The 15,731-nt window shown below is 28.0% G+C and carries 11 protein-coding genes, 2 tRNA genes and 1 pseudogene; 6 read left to right on the top strand and 8 right to left on the bottom strand.

What is annotated here, in order from left to right; all coding sequences use genetic code 11:
* Nucleotides 1–21 precede the first annotated feature (21 nt).
* Nucleotides 22–180, bottom strand: a pseudogene (locus ACKTSI_RS06880) (phage major capsid protein); the annotation flags it as partial.
* A 156-nt stretch (nt 181–336) separates the two neighbouring features.
* Here ACKTSI_RS06880 and ACKTSI_RS06875 point away from each other — a divergent pair.
* On the top strand, nt 337–2,664 hold the full coding sequence (locus ACKTSI_RS06875) for a hypothetical protein (protein ID WP_407862778.1): 2,328 nt from the start codon (nt 337–339) through the stop codon (nt 2,662–2,664).
* A gap of 266 nt (nt 2,665–2,930) precedes the next feature.
* Here ACKTSI_RS06875 and ACKTSI_RS06870 read toward each other — a convergent pair whose 3' ends face one another.
* The 4 genes from ACKTSI_RS06870 to ACKTSI_RS06855 form a co-directional block, all read right to left on the bottom strand.
* The gene (locus ACKTSI_RS06870; RefSeq protein ID WP_407862556.1) at nt 2,931–4,145 is read right to left on the bottom strand and encodes an IS256 family transposase; all 1,215 of its coding nucleotides are present in this window, start codon (nt 4,143–4,145) and stop codon (nt 2,931–2,933) included.
* Between the two features lie 548 nt (nt 4,146–4,693).
* Nucleotides 4,694–9,118: an InlB B-repeat-containing protein gene (locus ACKTSI_RS06865; RefSeq protein WP_407862777.1), complete on the bottom strand. Its 4,425-nt coding sequence runs from the start codon at nt 9,116–9,118 to the stop codon at nt 4,694–4,696.
* A 384-nt stretch (nt 9,119–9,502) separates the two neighbouring features.
* Nucleotides 9,503–10,066, bottom strand: coding sequence for a hypothetical protein (locus tag ACKTSI_RS06860; RefSeq protein ID WP_407862776.1), 564 nt, complete (start codon nt 10,064–10,066; stop codon nt 9,503–9,505).
* 64 nt (nt 10,067–10,130) lie between these two features.
* Nucleotides 10,131–11,033 carry a ribonuclease H-like domain-containing protein gene (locus ACKTSI_RS06855; RefSeq protein WP_407862775.1) on the bottom strand — a complete coding sequence of 301 codons (903 nt, stop codon included), beginning with the start codon at nt 11,031–11,033 and terminating at the stop codon, nt 10,131–10,133.
* A gap of 395 nt (nt 11,034–11,428) precedes the next feature.
* Here ACKTSI_RS06855 and ACKTSI_RS06850 point away from each other — a divergent pair, with 395 nt between their 5' ends.
* The gene (locus ACKTSI_RS06850; RefSeq protein ID WP_288980679.1) at nt 11,429–11,590 is read left to right on the top strand and encodes a hypothetical protein; all 162 of its coding nucleotides are present in this window, start codon (nt 11,429–11,431) and stop codon (nt 11,588–11,590) included.
* A complete protein-coding gene (locus tag ACKTSI_RS06845) occupies nt 11,577–12,176 on the top strand; it encodes a GNAT family acetyltransferase (RefSeq protein WP_407862774.1) in 600 nt (199 codons plus the stop codon). Before ACKTSI_RS06850 ends, ACKTSI_RS06845 begins: the two co-directional genes overlap by 14 nt.
* A gap of 121 nt (nt 12,177–12,297) precedes the next feature.
* On the opposite strand, the gene ACKTSI_RS06840 is transcribed toward ACKTSI_RS06845, so the two are convergent.
* The 3 genes from ACKTSI_RS06840 to ACKTSI_RS06830 all read right to left on the bottom strand — a co-directional run bounded on the left by ACKTSI_RS06840 (nt 12,298) and on the right by ACKTSI_RS06830 (nt 13,048).
* Nucleotides 12,298–12,381, bottom strand: a tRNA-Leu gene (locus ACKTSI_RS06840).
* A 5-nt stretch (nt 12,382–12,386) separates the two neighbouring features.
* Nucleotides 12,387–12,463: transfer RNA gene (locus tag ACKTSI_RS06835), tRNA-His, on the bottom strand.
* A gap of 81 nt (nt 12,464–12,544) precedes the next feature.
* The gene (locus ACKTSI_RS06830; protein ID WP_311526253.1) at nt 12,545–13,048 is read right to left on the bottom strand and encodes a Fur family transcriptional regulator; all 504 of its coding nucleotides are present in this window, start codon (nt 13,046–13,048) and stop codon (nt 12,545–12,547) included.
* Between the two features lie 114 nt (nt 13,049–13,162).
* On the opposite strand from ACKTSI_RS06830, the gene ACKTSI_RS06825 reads away from it, so the two are divergent.
* Genes ACKTSI_RS06825 through ACKTSI_RS06815 form a run of 3 tightly spaced genes read left to right on the top strand, consistent with a single transcriptional unit; the run spans nt 13,163 to nt 15,720 of the window.
* Nucleotides 13,163–14,236: a metal ABC transporter solute-binding protein, Zn/Mn family gene (locus tag ACKTSI_RS06825; RefSeq protein WP_407862773.1), complete on the top strand. Its 1,074-nt coding sequence runs from the start codon at nt 13,163–13,165 to the stop codon at nt 14,234–14,236.
* A gap of 9 nt (nt 14,237–14,245) precedes the next feature.
* Nucleotides 14,246–14,917: a metal ABC transporter ATP-binding protein gene (locus tag ACKTSI_RS06820; protein ID WP_407862772.1), complete on the top strand. Its 672-nt coding sequence runs from the start codon at nt 14,246–14,248 to the stop codon at nt 14,915–14,917.
* Entirely contained in the window at nt 14,917–15,720 is an 804-nt protein-coding gene (locus tag ACKTSI_RS06815) for a metal ABC transporter permease (RefSeq protein WP_308577207.1), read from the top strand. The genes ACKTSI_RS06820 and ACKTSI_RS06815 overlap by 1 nt, the downstream gene beginning before the upstream one ends.
* Nucleotides 15,721–15,731: the final 11 nt, after the last annotated feature.

The following is a 15,731-nucleotide window of genomic DNA, read 5'->3' as shown; positions in this document are numbered from 1 at the left end:
CATGATTAGTAGAAATACTAGTTATGCCGATTTTTCTATATTTTTATTGCCATTGGAATCCTTTAGCTTGTGCAGGAAAAGTGCCGTCTTACCATTCATAAGCCACACAGCATCTTTCCTATAGTCAGCATCTAAAGTAAAGAAGAACTCCAAAAGACTATCAAAGGTAATTTCAGAGACTTCTTTTTCAGCTGTAGTACCTTAATTTTTATGCAAGATTTAAAAAATTTTTTTCATTTCATAAATATTTCATATTTTATTGTTAAAATAATATCGCTAATGAAAAAATGAAAATAAAATTTAAAAAATAAAATTAAAAATTAAGGAGAGTAATTTATGAAAACTAGAAAAATTATAGGATTATCACTAACAGCTGCAGTTTTAGTAACACAAAGTGTACATGCACAAAAACTTACAAATAACGAACAATTAAACAATTTAAAAAAAGATTTAGAACAAAAAAACAAAGACTTAGAAGCAAAAACTAAAAAACTTAATGAAAATAAACTTTCTAATTTACAAAATGAACTTAAATCTTTGCAACAAGAAAAAGCAAATATAGAAAGTAAATATAATAACGAACTAAAAAACTATGGAGCTTTATCTTCAGATAAAGAAAAGAAAGAGTCAGAAAAAGAAAATTTACAACAACAACAAAATACATTAAAGAAAAAGTTAGAAGAAACAAATAGAAACTTACAAGAAAAAGAAACAAAAATAAAAGAATCTAAAACAAAAATCGATAATTTTAATAAGGAAAATGACAAACAATTTAAGATACAACAACAAAAAGATTTAGAAATAAATAAAAAAAATGACGAAATTGGTAAAAAAGATAAAGAAATAAAAGAAAAAGAAGAACAATTAAATGCTAAGAACGACGAAATTGGTAAAAAAGATAAAGAAATAAAAGAAAAAGAAAAAGAAATACAAACTTTAAATCAAGAAAAAGCCAAAAAAGATGAAGAATTAAAAGATATAAACAATAAATTAGAAGCTCATAAAAATAAAAAAAATGAAATAGAACAAAAGTCTAAAGAAATAGTAAAAAATATAGAAAAAGAAATAGATTCTAAAGAAAAAGAAATAAACTCTGAAATAGAAAAATTAAAACAACAAAAACAACAAAAAGATACAGAAATCCAACAAATCGTTGAACAAATAAAAGAATTAGAAAGTACAATAAATAATCTTGAGCAACAAAAAAAACAAAATGAAACTAAAAAACAAGAACTTGAAAAAAAAGAAAAGAGTTTGTTAGGAAAAGCTGATAAGTTAGAAGAGTATCAAAAAGTAGAACAACAAATAGTAACAGTAAATAAGGAAATAGAAGCACTTACTAAACAAATACAATCTAAAAAAGCTGAAAAACAACAAAAAGAAGAAGAAAAATCTCAAAAAGAAGGACAAAATAAATCAAATACACAAGATATTGATAGACAAATAGAAGAAAAAAACAAAGAACTTGAAAGCTTTATAAAAACTAAAAATGCTGAAAAAGAACAAAAACTAAAAGAAATAAACGAACCATATGAAAATGAAGAAAAGGAACTAGAAGGTCAAAAAAACACTTTAGAGAGATCTATAAAGGAATTAACTAGTCAATTAGAACAAAAATCATCTGAAAAAACTGCTTTAAGTGAGGCTTTAAAAACTTTACAAGATAATAGAGCAACTTTAGATGGAGAAAAAAGTAATTTAGAAAAAGAAAAAGTTAATTTAGAACAAGAAAAATCAAAAGCCGAAAAAGAAAAGACTACTGCTTTACTTGAATCAAAAAGACTTGAAAGCGAAAGAGATGAAGAAATTAAAAATAATCAAAATATTGAAAAAGAAAAGAAAGATTTGGTTAAAACTAAAGAAGAAACTACAAAGGATATAACTGAAAATGATACAAAGATTGGTAATTTAGAAAAAGAAATTTCAGATCTTACTAACAGATTTAATTCTTCTTTAGCTGAACAAAAAGAGTTACAAGCTAAAAAAGAAAAGTTAGAAAAAGATATAAATACTAAAGAGGAAGCAGTTAAGTTAGCAAAAAGCGAAATGGAAAGTTTAACAAAAGAAATTTCATCTTTAAGAGAAGAAATACAAAAAGTTAAAGCTCAAATCATGGCGCTTAATGCACAAATAGAACAAGAAGAAAAAGAAAAACAAAGAAAAGAACAAGAAGAAAGAGAAAATACAGAAAACAAAGATATTAAAGTGTTAAACGGAAAAAATCAAGTTTTTGATAAATCAAAACAAAAGAGAATTTCTTTTAGAATTTCAACAGATGTAGTTGATTTTAAAGGAGCTTATCTAGATGGAAAGCTTATTTCTCCTTCAAATTACACTTTAAAAAGAGGAAGTACAATTATAAGTTTTAATGAAGATTTTTCTAAGAATTTAAAAGAAGGTTCTCATGAATTTAAGTTTAAGTTTAATAAAGGTTTTACAAAAACTACAATAGTTGTTCAAAATAGCAAAAATAATAACAACAACAATAACAACAATAATAACAATAATAACAATAAAAACAATAATAAAGATGGCAATAAAAACAATAATAAAGATGGCAATAAAAACAAAGTGCCAAAAACAAATGTACAAGCTACTTCTTCTTTATTTTCACTTCTTACTTTAGCACTATCTGCAGTATCTTTTAAGAAAAGAAGAAAATAATTTAATAATTGCCTTTAATAATAAGTAATAAAGTGCTGAAAATCAAAAAAATAAGCTGTGAGAAATTTATCTCATAGCGGGTCTGTAAATAATTTTGTGTATCAACCTAAATCCTGACACAAGGGTAAGGGTTGATACATTTTTATATGTATCAATGTTTGTCCATTCCTATAGGAATGGAGCTTGTCTTAATTTAACACAACTTTAATAAACTGTCAAATTTTTTAAAAATTTGCAGCTAATTTTATACTCTATTTTTAACTTATCTAAAACCTCCCCTCAAAAAATATTGATAATTGCGATAAGATTTGATCCCAACCACGAATTCTACTTGTCCACTTGCTTGAGGCATCTACCATTGCCAAATACAGACTTTTTTGTAGGGCATAGTCATTTGGAAATATGGTTTTATTTTTCGTTACTTTTCTTAGTTGCCTATTGAAGTTTTCCATGGCGTTTGTTGTGTATATTAGCTTTCTTATTCCTTCTGGATACTTGAAATATGTTGATAATTCTGTCCAGTTGTTTTTCCAAGAACTTACACACATTGGGTATTTTTTACCCCATTTTTCTTCAAAGATTCCTAGATTTGTTAATGCTAAGTCTTCGGTTGGTGCTTTGTATACTGCTTTTAGGTCTTTCATCAGCTCTTTGATGTCTTTGTATGACACATATTTAGTTGAGTTTCTTATTTGGTGGATTATACATTTTTGAATTTCTGCTTTTGGGTATACTGCTTCTATAGCCTGGCTAAATCCTGGTAGGTTATCTGTTGAAACTATTAGGATATCTTCAAGACCTCTTTCTTTTAGTTGATTTAATACTAAGAGCCAGTATTTGCTTGATTCATTTTCTCCTACCCACATTCCTAGTATTTCTTTAAAGCCTTCTAGATTGTAGCCTAGGGCAATGTATACTGCCTTTTTGACTACTATGTTGTTTTCTCTTACATGATAGTGTATAGCGTCTAAGAACACCATAGGATAGACTTTTTCTAATGGTCTATTTTGCCACTCTTCTATTGTTGGTAGAATTTTATTTGTTATTTTTGACACCATTGTTTCTGATATCCCAAAACCATAAATATCTTTTATGTGACTTGATATATCTCTTGTTGTCATACCTTTTCCATACATTGATATTATTTGATTTTCTATGTTTGATATGTCTTTTTCGTATTTTTTTAATGCCTGAGGCTCAAAGGATCCTTCTCTATCTCTAGGAATATTTAAATCTATATTTCCATATGATGATTTAACTGTTTTTTTACTTGAACCATTTCTAGTATTTAATGATAGTGGTTTTTCTCCATATTCATAATCTAAATGCTCATCTAATTCTGCTTTTAATAATTGCTCCATTGTATCACCTAAAAGGTCTTTTAAAGCATCTTGTAGATCTTGAACTGTTTCCGGTTGATATTCTTCGATTAACATCTTAGAAATTTTGTTTAATTTTGTTTCTGATCTCTTTCTTGGCATAAAAATTCCTCCTGATTAGTTTTTCTTTACCCTAATCAGGAGGTTTCTATACACAAAATTTTACACAGTCTCCTCATAGCTTATTTTTTATTTTAATTTAATTCTCTTTTTAAACATAGCTTTTGCCTTAATAGTGAAAATACTAAACATACAACCATTGGGATAACCCATCCGTTTTGCTTGCCTTAATCAGTTAGTTTACTATTTAATTTAAATTTATTTACTAGTTTTTCATATTTTTTATCTATATTCTCATTTTTTGTCTCTAAAAATATATAAAAATATTTTTAATTCATTCAAAAATATCACTTGCCTTATATTATTTTAATATAAAATAATATACAATACAACCAAACAAACTTGTTATATTACTAAAATTTTTTATATAAAATAGATAAAATTAAAAGGATTAACTAATATTTTACTACAAGTTAATCCTTAATAATTTTTAATTTAAAGAAAAAATTTATAAATTTAATTTTATAATTATTTACCAAAATTTAAATTATAAAAAAGTAAATAATATAACATTGTTAATTATATGAAAATTATTTTTTCTTTTTCTTTACAAATGATACTAAAACTCCACTTGCCAAAACTAATAATATTGAAGATTGTGAAATATTAGTTTTTACAAGTTTTTGTTTTTTATTAACTGAAGGTTTATCTTTCGGATTTTCATCCGGCTTTTTATCCGGTTTTTCATCCGGTTTTTTACCTGGATTTTCACCCGGTTTTTCATCCGGTTTTTCATCCGGTTTTTTACCTGGATTTTCACCCGGTCTTGTTTCTTCTTTTACAATTACTGTATATTGAATTGTTTTATTATCTTTTTGATCTTTAATTAAAAAGTCTTTTCCATCTTCAGTTTGCTCTGCAGTCCAAAAATAATTATAACTTTCTTTTTTACCAGATTGCAAAGTTGCCTTTCCTTTAAAATTACCATGAACCTTACCTACAACAGTTAACTTGCTTCTATCAGCTACACTATCATTCACTTTAATTCCGGGCACTTTTAAATCTAAGGTATCTGGGACAGATATTACATCATTATATAAGTCAGTAAATTTAGTATAATTTGCATTTTTTAAAGTCATTTTTACAATGATTTTATTTCCATCACTCTTAACATCTCCAGCTTTAACTTCAAAAAGTTTATTTTCTGTTAATGTTGCTTTTAAATCAGCTGGTATTTCTAAACCTTTAGGAAATTCTAGGGTAGCTGTAAATTCACTTTTAATATCTTTTGTTGTTATAGTGTCAGAATTTCCTTTATAATTATCTTTTAAAAGTTTTATTTGGTTTTTAATACTGCTTACGTCAAGTCTTCCAGTATATTCAAGAACATCTCCTCGTTTAACTTCATGTAAAGCATTATGTTCAGTATCGTCACCTATTAAAATATCTCCAGCTAAAGTAAGTTCTTGTGGAAGCTTAACTGTAAGATTAATTGAGTCATTATCATCTTTACTCTGAGTGAAATCTTTCCCGTCTGGTGTTTGTTTTCCAGTCCATTTATAATTAAATACTTTTGTATTTAAATCTTTTTTTGTTGCAACACCTATAAATGTACCTGATACTTCTCCTTTTACTGTTAAATTGCCTTTAGCTGTATCTTTTACTTTAATATTTGGAATTTCTAAATCTAATTTATCATTTACACTTATTACATCTGTATATAAGTCGATAAATTTAGTGTAGTCTTTTTTTAGCGTCATTTTAACAATGATTTTATTTCCATCAATTTTGACATCGCCATTTTTTATTTCAAATAAATTGTTATTTGTTAAAGTAGTTTTTAAGTCTTTTGGTATTTCTAAACCTTCAGGAAATTCTATACTTGCTACAAATTCACTTTTTACATTCTTTGTTGTTATTTCATTTGAAGAATTATTATTGTTTTTATCAAAGTCATCTTTTAAAGATTGTATTTGACCTTTAATTGAAGAAACATCAAGTTTTCCATCAAATGTTAAAAGGTCTCCATTGTTTACTGGATAAACCATGTCATGTTCTGTGTTATATGCTTCTTCTCCTTTTTTAACAAGCAAATCTCCACCAAGAGTTAATTGAACGGGTTTTGATACCATTATTGTATATTGGATAGCAGAATCATCTTTTGATTCAACATCTTTTCCTTCTTTTGATTGGTTGCCAGTCCACTTAAAGTCGAATTTTTTAATTGTATCGCCATCTTTTGCTACTGCAGAAAAATCCCCTTTAACTTCTCCTTTAATCGTGAATTTTTGACCGTCTTTTATTTTATCAAAATCTTTTAATTTTAGCCCATTAACTGTTACTGAAAGTGTATTATCTTTATCACCTGTAGATAAGACTGCTTCTTTTAATTTTTTATAATCAGTCATTCCGTCTTTAAGTTTAAATGTTACAGTTATTTTTTGCCCATTTACTTTTGTTTCACTAACTTCAAAACAATCTCCAAGTCCCTTAGCTTCTACTTGTAAATTTTTAGGAGCTTCTACTTCTTTAGGTAAAGTTAAAGTAGCAGTAAAAGTTGATGTTGCTCCAGTTAGGGAAATTTTATCAAAATCTTTTTCTTCTTTATTAAACATTCCCTCAATTGCTTTCATTTTATCTTTTATAGAAGAAACATTTACTTCTCCTGTCAAAGAAAATTCTTTATTTTCAGAAATGATTTTTATATCTTTACTTGTTTGTTTACTGCCTGACCAAATATCAGAGTCAATTGTTTCTTGTGAAGAAATTTTATTTTCATTAGGAATAGCAGGATCATCTTTCCAACTTAAATAGTAAGTTGTGTCAGCAGTTATTTGTGGATTTTCACCTTTCTTATCTAAAAAGCCAAATAATTTATGATCATCAAATCTTATTGCTTTTCCGCCAGCTTCTGCACTATCTGAAAAATACTCCAGATTTGAAATAACAAAGCCAGTTTTTGTTGCATTTGTATCTGGTTTTAAACTGTTATGGTCAAAGTTAAGAGCATTTAACAAATCAAATAACTTATCATTGTATTTTGCAGTTTTCTTAAGTACTGCAACATCACCACCATTTGCATCTTTTTCTATAGTAAAGACATCTGTTTTAGTTTTAAAGATTGAACCCGCACTAAAAGTTCCGCCATTTGCTGAAAAAGAAACTTTATATTCATCATCAGTGTATTTTGCGTATAAATCTATTTGACTTTGACCTTCAGTAAAGTTTATCTTTTCTTTTGCATTATAAACTTTTCCACTTCCATCAGAAGCTGTTGTCCAGCCTACAAATTTTTTACCTTCTACTTTAAAATCATCTTTTTCTTTTAAGATATCATCAAAAGATAAAACTTCTATATTTTTTGCATCTTTGCTTACAGAAGATATATAGTCTTTACCAGCTCCGTTATGATAAATAGCTGTTTTTCTTTCCCATTTTGCGTAAACTTCTGTGTCAGTCGTTAGTTTTCCATTCCAATCAAATGCTTTTTCTTCGCCTTTATCTGTCTTGTAGTACCAGCCTAAAAATTTAACCCCATTTTTGTCTGTTGGATCACCAGGATTAACATTTCCTACAACATCATCAAGTTTATAACCTCTTATTGTTTTAAATTCTTTATCATCATTAGTTTTATCACTAAAACTTGCGTCATTATTATTTAATTTAAAAGTAGCTTTAGCTGCTGGAGTCCAGACATATTTATTGCCATCATCGGATGGATTTTTTACAGAATAATCATAAGTTTTTCCATTTTTATTTATTGGAGTAAGCTTTTCTATACTTTTATCTTTTAATTGAAACCAAGTAAGTTTTTCATTACCATTTTCTTCTCCATTAACTGGAATAGCAAGTCCTCCTTGATAATTAGGAGAGTACTTAACTTTATGTGAACCCCCTATTACAATGTAGTTTGTTCCACTTTGACCAAGTCCATTATCAGAATCAGATTTCATCGGTGTATTTACAACTGAATCTGCTCCAAAAACTATCTTAGTATTTGCTTTATATTGTGCGCCAAATAATGAACCGCTATGTCCTTCTCCTTCAAGATAGCCACCATTAAAGGTTGCTATACCTTGATTTGCATTAAAACCACCGTTTTTATTATTTTTAACAACTATTTTAGCTCCATTATCTACAAGCACTTTATTATCATAACCAAAAGTTATGCCTTTGCCTCTCCAATTTGTATTAAAGTTTTTTACCTCAAAAATAGATTTATTTGTAAAATGAAATACTCCTACTTCCCAAGAGTTTTCAAAATATGCTCCTGTTTGATAGTTAACACCTGTTCCGTCTATTACAAATTTTGTGTTGTCAAGGTATAAAGGACCTTTAAAATAAACTGGTAGTCTATATAAATTGATTTCTGAATTAAAAGCTTTAAAACCGTTCCATTCATAAAGTTGCCACTTATCTCCCTCATATCTCTGATTAATAGTAGCATTTCTTAATTCATTATCTTTACTATGAAACATAAAATATCCATTTGTTATGTCCATTTTAAGCTTGTCTTTGCTTGTTCCTACAATATTTCCGCTTGTTTCAAAAGCAAAACCATTATCAGGAAATTTAAAAACATAATTTCCGTCGTTTATCTCTGCTCCTTTTTTAACATTAATTGCTGTTTTATAGCCTGTCATTGTTAATGTTTTTCCATTAGATACAGTTAAATGACTTCCTTCTGGAAGGTCAATCCCAGTTCCAGTTCCTTGCATAGTTACATCAGAGATAAATTTTAATGTTATTTTTTTATTAACTGTTATATTTGTTTCAGTAAGGCTTATAACATTAAGCGTATCTCCGTCTTTTGCCTTTTCAATTGCCTTAGCAAAAGTTTTCACCGGCTTTTCTTTTGTACCGTCACTATTATCATCACCCTTAGCACTATCAAGATAAATTTCATTTACCTTTACATCAGCATTAGAAATGTGTTTAAACGGTAAAAATCCAACAATCATGATAATTGCTAATAAAAATGATAAAAATCTTTTTTTAAAAAATTGATTTTGCACTTTTTTTCTCCTTTCAATAAATGCTAAAAATAAACATCTCTTTATTAATTATATATACATTATATATATATATATATATATAATTGTCAAGTTTTTTATAGCACTTTTTAAAATAAAAAAATATGGACTAAAATTTCTTAAATTGCAAGAATAAATTAGCCACATATCATTTTGATACTTGATATAATTAAACACAAGAAAACGACCACACAGGAGCATTTTTACTCTTGTATGGTCATTATTTTTTTACCGCTTAAAGGTCATCAGTTAAACTTTGATTTCCATAAATCCATAACTGAACGCTCCTAAAGCGCTCTTTTTTATTTTTTAAAAAATATAATTTAGAAACAAAAAACCACCGAGTGGTGGCTTTTAGCTTTCGATTTAATTATCTTCTTCTACCATTTCTAAACATTCATCTAAATCAAATTTTTCTGTGAATTCCGGATCCATATGGGTTAAGAAGTGCCAATCTTCTGAATCTTTTTTTCTAAATAGGATTGCTTCTCCGTCTTCTGATCCGAAGTAGGCTCTTTCTACTTGGTAGCCTTTCTTTTCTAGATTTTTCTTTACTTCTAAATAATTATTTTCTCTCGCTTCGATATATTCTCTTAAATCTGAATTCGCTACTGTGTAGGCATCCACTCTAGTTGCACCTTCTACGATTCCTTTTCCTTTTTTAGATAGGTTTGGAATTTCTTTCCAATATACTTCTACATTGCCATCTTCTGTAAACATAAACTTAGTTAGTGGTACTATGTTGCCATTTATTTCTAGTTCCATGTAGTCTGAGATTGAATCTAGCTTTATAGTTTCGTATTCAAATCCGCCTATCTCTTCAAATTTGTATCCTTTAAGTTGAGATACAAATTTTCTTCCTTCTTCTATGGTGTCAAATAGTCCTAGCTCTGTGCTAATTCCATCTTGGTATAGTTCTAATATAAACATTTTTTCTCCTTATCTATTTAACTCTATTTCCATAAATCCCTAACTGAATGCTCCTAAAGCTCTCTTAAATTAAATTTAGTAGAAAAAGTAAGTTTTCTTTTATTATTTTTTTGTCTTTTATGATTAGAATGAAATTTTCGTTTAGGTTTTTGGAGTCTTTAAAGAGTTTGTTGTCGTACTTTGATTTAAAGACTTTTGCTTTTGTATTGTTTTCGATTATTCCGTTTTCTAATTCCAATTCGACTTTTATTTCATCAGAATTGCTTGTTATATTGTAGCTTTTTTGATGAAAATTTATGTTTTTCTTTTCTGTATTTGTAAGCCTTGTAACAAGATTGTTCTTTTGAAGATAAATTGTTTTTATCGTTCCTGTAAAGTTTTTGTTTTTTATCGTCAAAATTTTATCCAAAATATTTTTTTTGTATTCATAAATGTAGCTTAAAACTTTAAGGTCGATATAATTATGGTAAATCAACTTTGATAGCATTTCTTTGTCTTTAAGCTCCTGATACATTTGAAAAATTTTCGGCATTTCCTCTTGGTTTACATGGTCGTGAACGTCAAGACCCAATCTTTTTCCTAAATTTATCGCTTTAAGACTTGGTTCATCAAGAAAAAAGTTTAATTTTTGAAATTGTCTATAAATATCCACATTTTCAAAACTATTTTGAGCAATATTGTATTTTTCCATTTTTTTTCTAATAAAAGGAAAATCAAACCTATCTCCATTATATGAAATAACTTTTTTAGAATTTAAAACTTCAGTAACTTTTAAAATAAGCTCTTTTTCTTCGCTCTCATCTTCGATATAATATTGGGAATAAATTAGCTCATTACCTTTTTTTTCACAAATTCCAAACATATACATAAAATCTTTAGTTCTGCTAAGACCTGTCGTTTCTATATCAAATAAAATATAATCTTTAAAATCAGAATCTGTCTTTTCAATGTTCCGGACTTTTTTCATAATTACTCCTTTACTAAAATAATTATATCATATTTCCATTTTGATAAATTTAAAGAGGTAAATATGATGAAATAAATATTCTTTTACACAAGAATCGTAAACTCATATTTATTTTAGCATAAAAGTAAGCGAAAAGGAATAAATTTTTCAAAAGTTTTAACCGAAAGTATATTAAAAATGTAATAAGCCTTATTAGTTAAGGATAGTAACACAAAAAGCAATTATCAAAAATGATAGTTGCTTTTTTAATGCGAGAGTGATTAAAAATATTACACAAAAAGTGCAAAATATACTATAAAATGTGTTGAAAGCTTTCTAATTATAGGGTATAATATAAGTACATTAGATAGCTTATTTGTGTAAAAAAAATAAAAACGTAGGGTTAGGAGGTTAATATGGCTACAAAGAGTTTTACAAGTGAATTGAAATTTAATAGAAAATCAGTAGATAATCTTTTAAAAGCATTAGACAAGGATAGTAAGGCAAATGTTGTAAATGTTAAATCTTCTAATGTTAGTAGTAATGAAGATATAAGAAAGATGTTTGTTAAAAAGTAGTATGGAATTTAAAATAATTTTACTACAAGACCTTTTAGATAGTTTAGGAGATTCAGAAACTGAAAAGATATTAAAAACATTTAAAAGCATTCCATCAGATAAAATAAATGATGTTGAATGCTTTTTACATGATAAAGCTATACAATTTGAAAAATCGTCAATTTCTACAACTCATTTAGTATTTAAAAATTCAAACCTTGTTGGATATTTTTCTTTAGCTAATAAAAAGCTAATTATTGGAGATAGAAATTATAGAAAATTATCAAATAGTCAAAAAAGAAAATTATGTAAAAAGGGTGAAAAGTTGGAGAATGGATCTTATTATATAAATAGCTATTTAATCGGACAATTAGGAAAAAATTACTCAAATGTTTTAAATGGAAATGCTATAAGTGGGAATGAATTGTTAACTTTAGCTTATAATACTTTGTTAAAAGTTAAGAGTTTAATCAGTGCAAGATATGTATGGCTTGAATGTGAAGATAATCCTAAATTAATTAATTTTTATGAAAATTTTGGATTCTCTTTAATTCCAGAGTTTGAATCGACTAACGGATTAAAAGTTCTTATTATGAAATTAAAATAAATATAAAAATTAAGCAATTATCAAAAAATGATAGTTGCTTTTTTAATGCGAGAAAGGAAAAAATGAAATTAGTTTTTTTCTTTTTTATTTAAGCACAAAAAAAGCTCGATTTCTCGAGCTTTGGTGCAGGAAAGAGGACTTGAACCCCCACGTCAATGACACTAGATCCTAAGTCTAGCGCGTCTGCCAGTTCCGCCATTCCTGCATAAATGGGGTGGATGATGGGATTCGAACCCATGACCTTCAGAGCCACAATCTGACGCCCTAACCAGCTAGGCCACACCCACCAAACTTTATCATTTTTCAATGCTTGTATATTATACCAGTTTATAAAATTTTTGTCAATACTTTTTTAAAAAAATTTTTATTTATATGCAATGTTCGTCTTTACAAGTGTGTGTATGATGTTTTTCTTCTTCTTTTGAATGTTTTATTTCTTCAAGTTCTTCTTCTGACAGTTTTTCCCTACAATTTTTGCAAAGTCCTTTTATTTCTAGGTGATGACTTGTTACGATAAATTCTGTTTTGCTTTCAATGTCGTCTATCAAGCTATGTATCGGGCAATGATTTATCGGAATTATTTTTTTGCATTTTTCACAAATCAAGCTATGTATATGTCCGTTGTTTAATTGGAAATATGTTGTTCCGTCAATTTCTGCGGTCTTTTTTGCAATATTTTTTTCGCAAAATTGATTTAATGCTCTGTAAACACTTGATATGCTATATTTTTCGTCTTTTGTTGAGATTGCGTTGTAAATGTCTTCGGCTGTTGTCGGAACTTCTCTTTTTTGTAATTCTTTTAGTATAGCTAATCTGTTTTTTGTGATTTTTAAATCATTATCTTTTAAAATTTTCAAAAAAACTTTTTTCATAAATAAACTCCTTTGCTTGATTTTTGTTTAAAATAGTTATATAATAATGTTTATGTAAATGCGTTTTATTTGCAAATGCAAATATTCACAAAATAAAATTTAAAGGAGTAGATTATGAAAAAAATCTTATCAAAAATCATTTCCTTTGCCCTTATTATATCACTTTTTACAGCTTGTGGCAAAGATAATGTAAAAAATAAGCAAAAAGAGGAAAAACAAACAATATATACTTCATTTTATGCTTTGCAAAGTGTAACAAAAGAAATTGTTGGAGATAAAATGGAAGTTAAAAATTTAATTCCAAATGGGCAAGGTGTTCATCATTGGGAGCCGACCGCTAAGGATATGAAAGACTTATACAAAGGTAGTGTTATTTTAGTCAACGGTTTAAACTTGGAAACTTGGACTGAAAAATTCAAATCAGCACTTACGGATTTAAAATTGGTTGAGGTTTCAAAGGGTGTTAATTTGTTAGAAACAGAGCATCATCATGAAGAAGGTGAGGATCATGAGCACGAACATAAGCACGAACACGAACATGAACACGAACATGAACATGAACACGAACATGAACATGAACACGAACATAAAGGCGAAAATAAAGGCGAAAATAAAGACGTTGTAAAACCGATGACTGAAAAGGAAGAAAAGCATCATAGTCATGGGAAATATGACCCACATATCTGGTTAAGTCTTAGAAATATGAAGGTTGTTGCAAAGAATATTTGCGAGCAAGTTATTTCTATGGATAAGGCTAATGAAAGTTACTATAAAGAAAATTTAAAAAAGGTTGAAAATAGACTTGATGAGTTAGATAAAAAATATTCTGATGAATTGAAAAATTCAAGAACAAAGTCAATCATAACTTCTCACGAGGCTTTTGCATATCTTTTCAATGATTATGGTTTAAAACAAATTGCAATCGAAGGTTTGAATTCAGAATCAGAACCGGATTTAGCAAAGATGAAATCAATCGTTGAACAAGCTAAAAAAGAGGGCTTAAAATATGTTTTCTATGAAGAACTTAGTGAAAGTAAAGTTGAAGAAACTATTGCAAAGGAAATTGGTGGACAAGTTAAGATGCTTTATACAATAGAAGGTCAAACTGAAGAACAAGCTAAGGAAAATAAAGACTATTTTAAAATGATGGAAGAAAATTTAAAGGCTTTAGTTGAAGCTACAAAATAGGAGAATGGTTTGGAGAGTATTATTTCTATAAAAGATTTAACTTTTTCTTATAATGGAGGCGTAAACATTTTAGAAAATCTCTCTTTTGATATTCAAAAGAGGGATTTTATAGCTATAATCGGGGCAAATGGTAGTGGAAAATCTACTTTGTTAAAACTGATTTTAAAAGAGCTTACCCCTTCAAGCGGAGAAATTGTTATTTCAAATACAAATATTAAAAATTTTAAAGATTGGAACAAAATCGGTTATGTTCCACAGATAAATGCAAGTAGCATACCTAATTTCCCGATAACGGCTTTGGAGATTGTAACCTTAAATCTTTATGATAAAATGGGATTTTTAAAATTTTCAAGAAAAAAACATATTGAACTTGCAAAGAGGGCTTTGGCTCAGGTTAATATGCTTGATTTTGCACATACGCCGATAAATAAAATGAGTGGTGGGCAACAACAGAGGATTATGATTGCAAAGTCTTTGATAAACAATCCGAAGATTTTGATTTTTGACGAGCCTACGACAGGAATAGATAAAGAGAGTAAAGAACAACTTTTTAAGATTTTAAATCATCTTAACAACGCACATGGAATTACAATTTTACTTGTAACTCACGAGCTTGAGATTATGAAGGACAATGTTACAAAAGTTGTGGAAATAAAAGATAAGAAAGTAGTGGTGAGATAATGTTTCAACTTGAATTTATGAGAAGAGCTTTTTTAGTTGGAATTATGTTATCCATTGTTATACCTTGCATTGGGGTTGTTATGGTAAATAAGAGAAATTCTATGATAGGAGATGCTCTATCTCACGTTTCTCTTGCAGGGGTTACAATCGGACTTATCTTTAGAGTTAATCCAATTATAACGGCGATAATATCTTGTGCGGTTGCAAGTTTTTCCATAGAAATTATGAGAAGATATTTTCCAAAAAATTCGGACATATCAACTGCTATAATTATGAGTTTGGGGATTGGACTTGCAGCAGTGCTTTCTGATTTTGTAAAGGGTGCTGCCAATTTCAACAGCTTTTTATTTGGTAGTATTGTTGCGATAAGCGACTTTGAAGTCATTCTTGTTACACTTGTATTTTTAGTTGTTATGGTGGCTTTTGTAGTTTTATACAAGGCGCTTTTATATGTTTCGTTTGATGAAGTTGGAGCAAGACTTGCAGGAATTAAAGTTCAAGCTGTTAATATAGTTTTTACATTTTTAATTTCTTTAACAATTTCTATTGCATCAAGAACTGTTGGGGTTTTAATGGTTTCATCACTTATGGTTGTGCCTGTTGCTTGTGCTTTAAGGCTTTCAAAATCTTATCTTCAAACAGTTATTTACTCTGTTTTGTTTGGAACGATATTTACAATTTCAGGAATTACAATTTCATTTTATAGAGGTTTAAAACCTGGTGGAACAATGGTTTTAACCGGTATTGTAGTTTTGGTTGCGATAGTAATTTTACAAAATTTAAAAAAGTTTTTAAAAATTTAGGAAAATCAAAA

It is taken from the genome of Parvimonas parva (assembly GCF_045866535.1).
GTDB classification, from domain to species: Bacteria; Bacillota; Clostridia; order Tissierellales; family Peptoniphilaceae; genus Parvimonas; species Parvimonas parva.
Note: the sequence above shows the minus strand (reverse complement) of the source record. Positions and strands in the feature narration are given on the sequence as shown.

Bases quoted from the DNA above. Each gene is read 5' to 3' on its own strand.
- ACKTSI_RS06875 (WP_407862778.1), top strand. From the start codon at position 337: ATGAAAACTAGAAAAATTATAGGATTATCACTAACAGCTGCAGTTTTA.
- ACKTSI_RS06870 (WP_407862556.1), bottom strand. From the start codon at position 4,145: ATGCCAAGAAAGAGATCAGAAACAAAATTAAACAAAATTTCTAAGATG.
- ACKTSI_RS06860 (WP_407862776.1), bottom strand. From the start codon at position 10,066: ATGTTTATATTAGAACTATACCAAGATGGAATTAGCACAGAGCTAGGA.
- ACKTSI_RS06855 (WP_407862775.1), bottom strand. From the start codon at position 11,033: ATGAAAAAAGTCCGGAACATTGAAAAGACAGATTCTGATTTTAAAGAT.
- ACKTSI_RS06850 (WP_288980679.1), top strand. From the start codon at position 11,429: ATGGCTACAAAGAGTTTTACAAGTGAATTGAAATTTAATAGAAAATCA.
- ACKTSI_RS06830 (WP_311526253.1), bottom strand. From the start codon at position 13,048: ATGAAAAAAGTTTTTTTGAAAATTTTAAAAGATAATGATTTAAAAATC.
- ACKTSI_RS06825 (WP_407862773.1), top strand. From the start codon at position 13,163: ATGAAAAAAATCTTATCAAAAATCATTTCCTTTGCCCTTATTATATCA.
- ACKTSI_RS06815 (WP_308577207.1), top strand. From the start codon at position 14,917: ATGTTTCAACTTGAATTTATGAGAAGAGCTTTTTTAGTTGGAATTATG.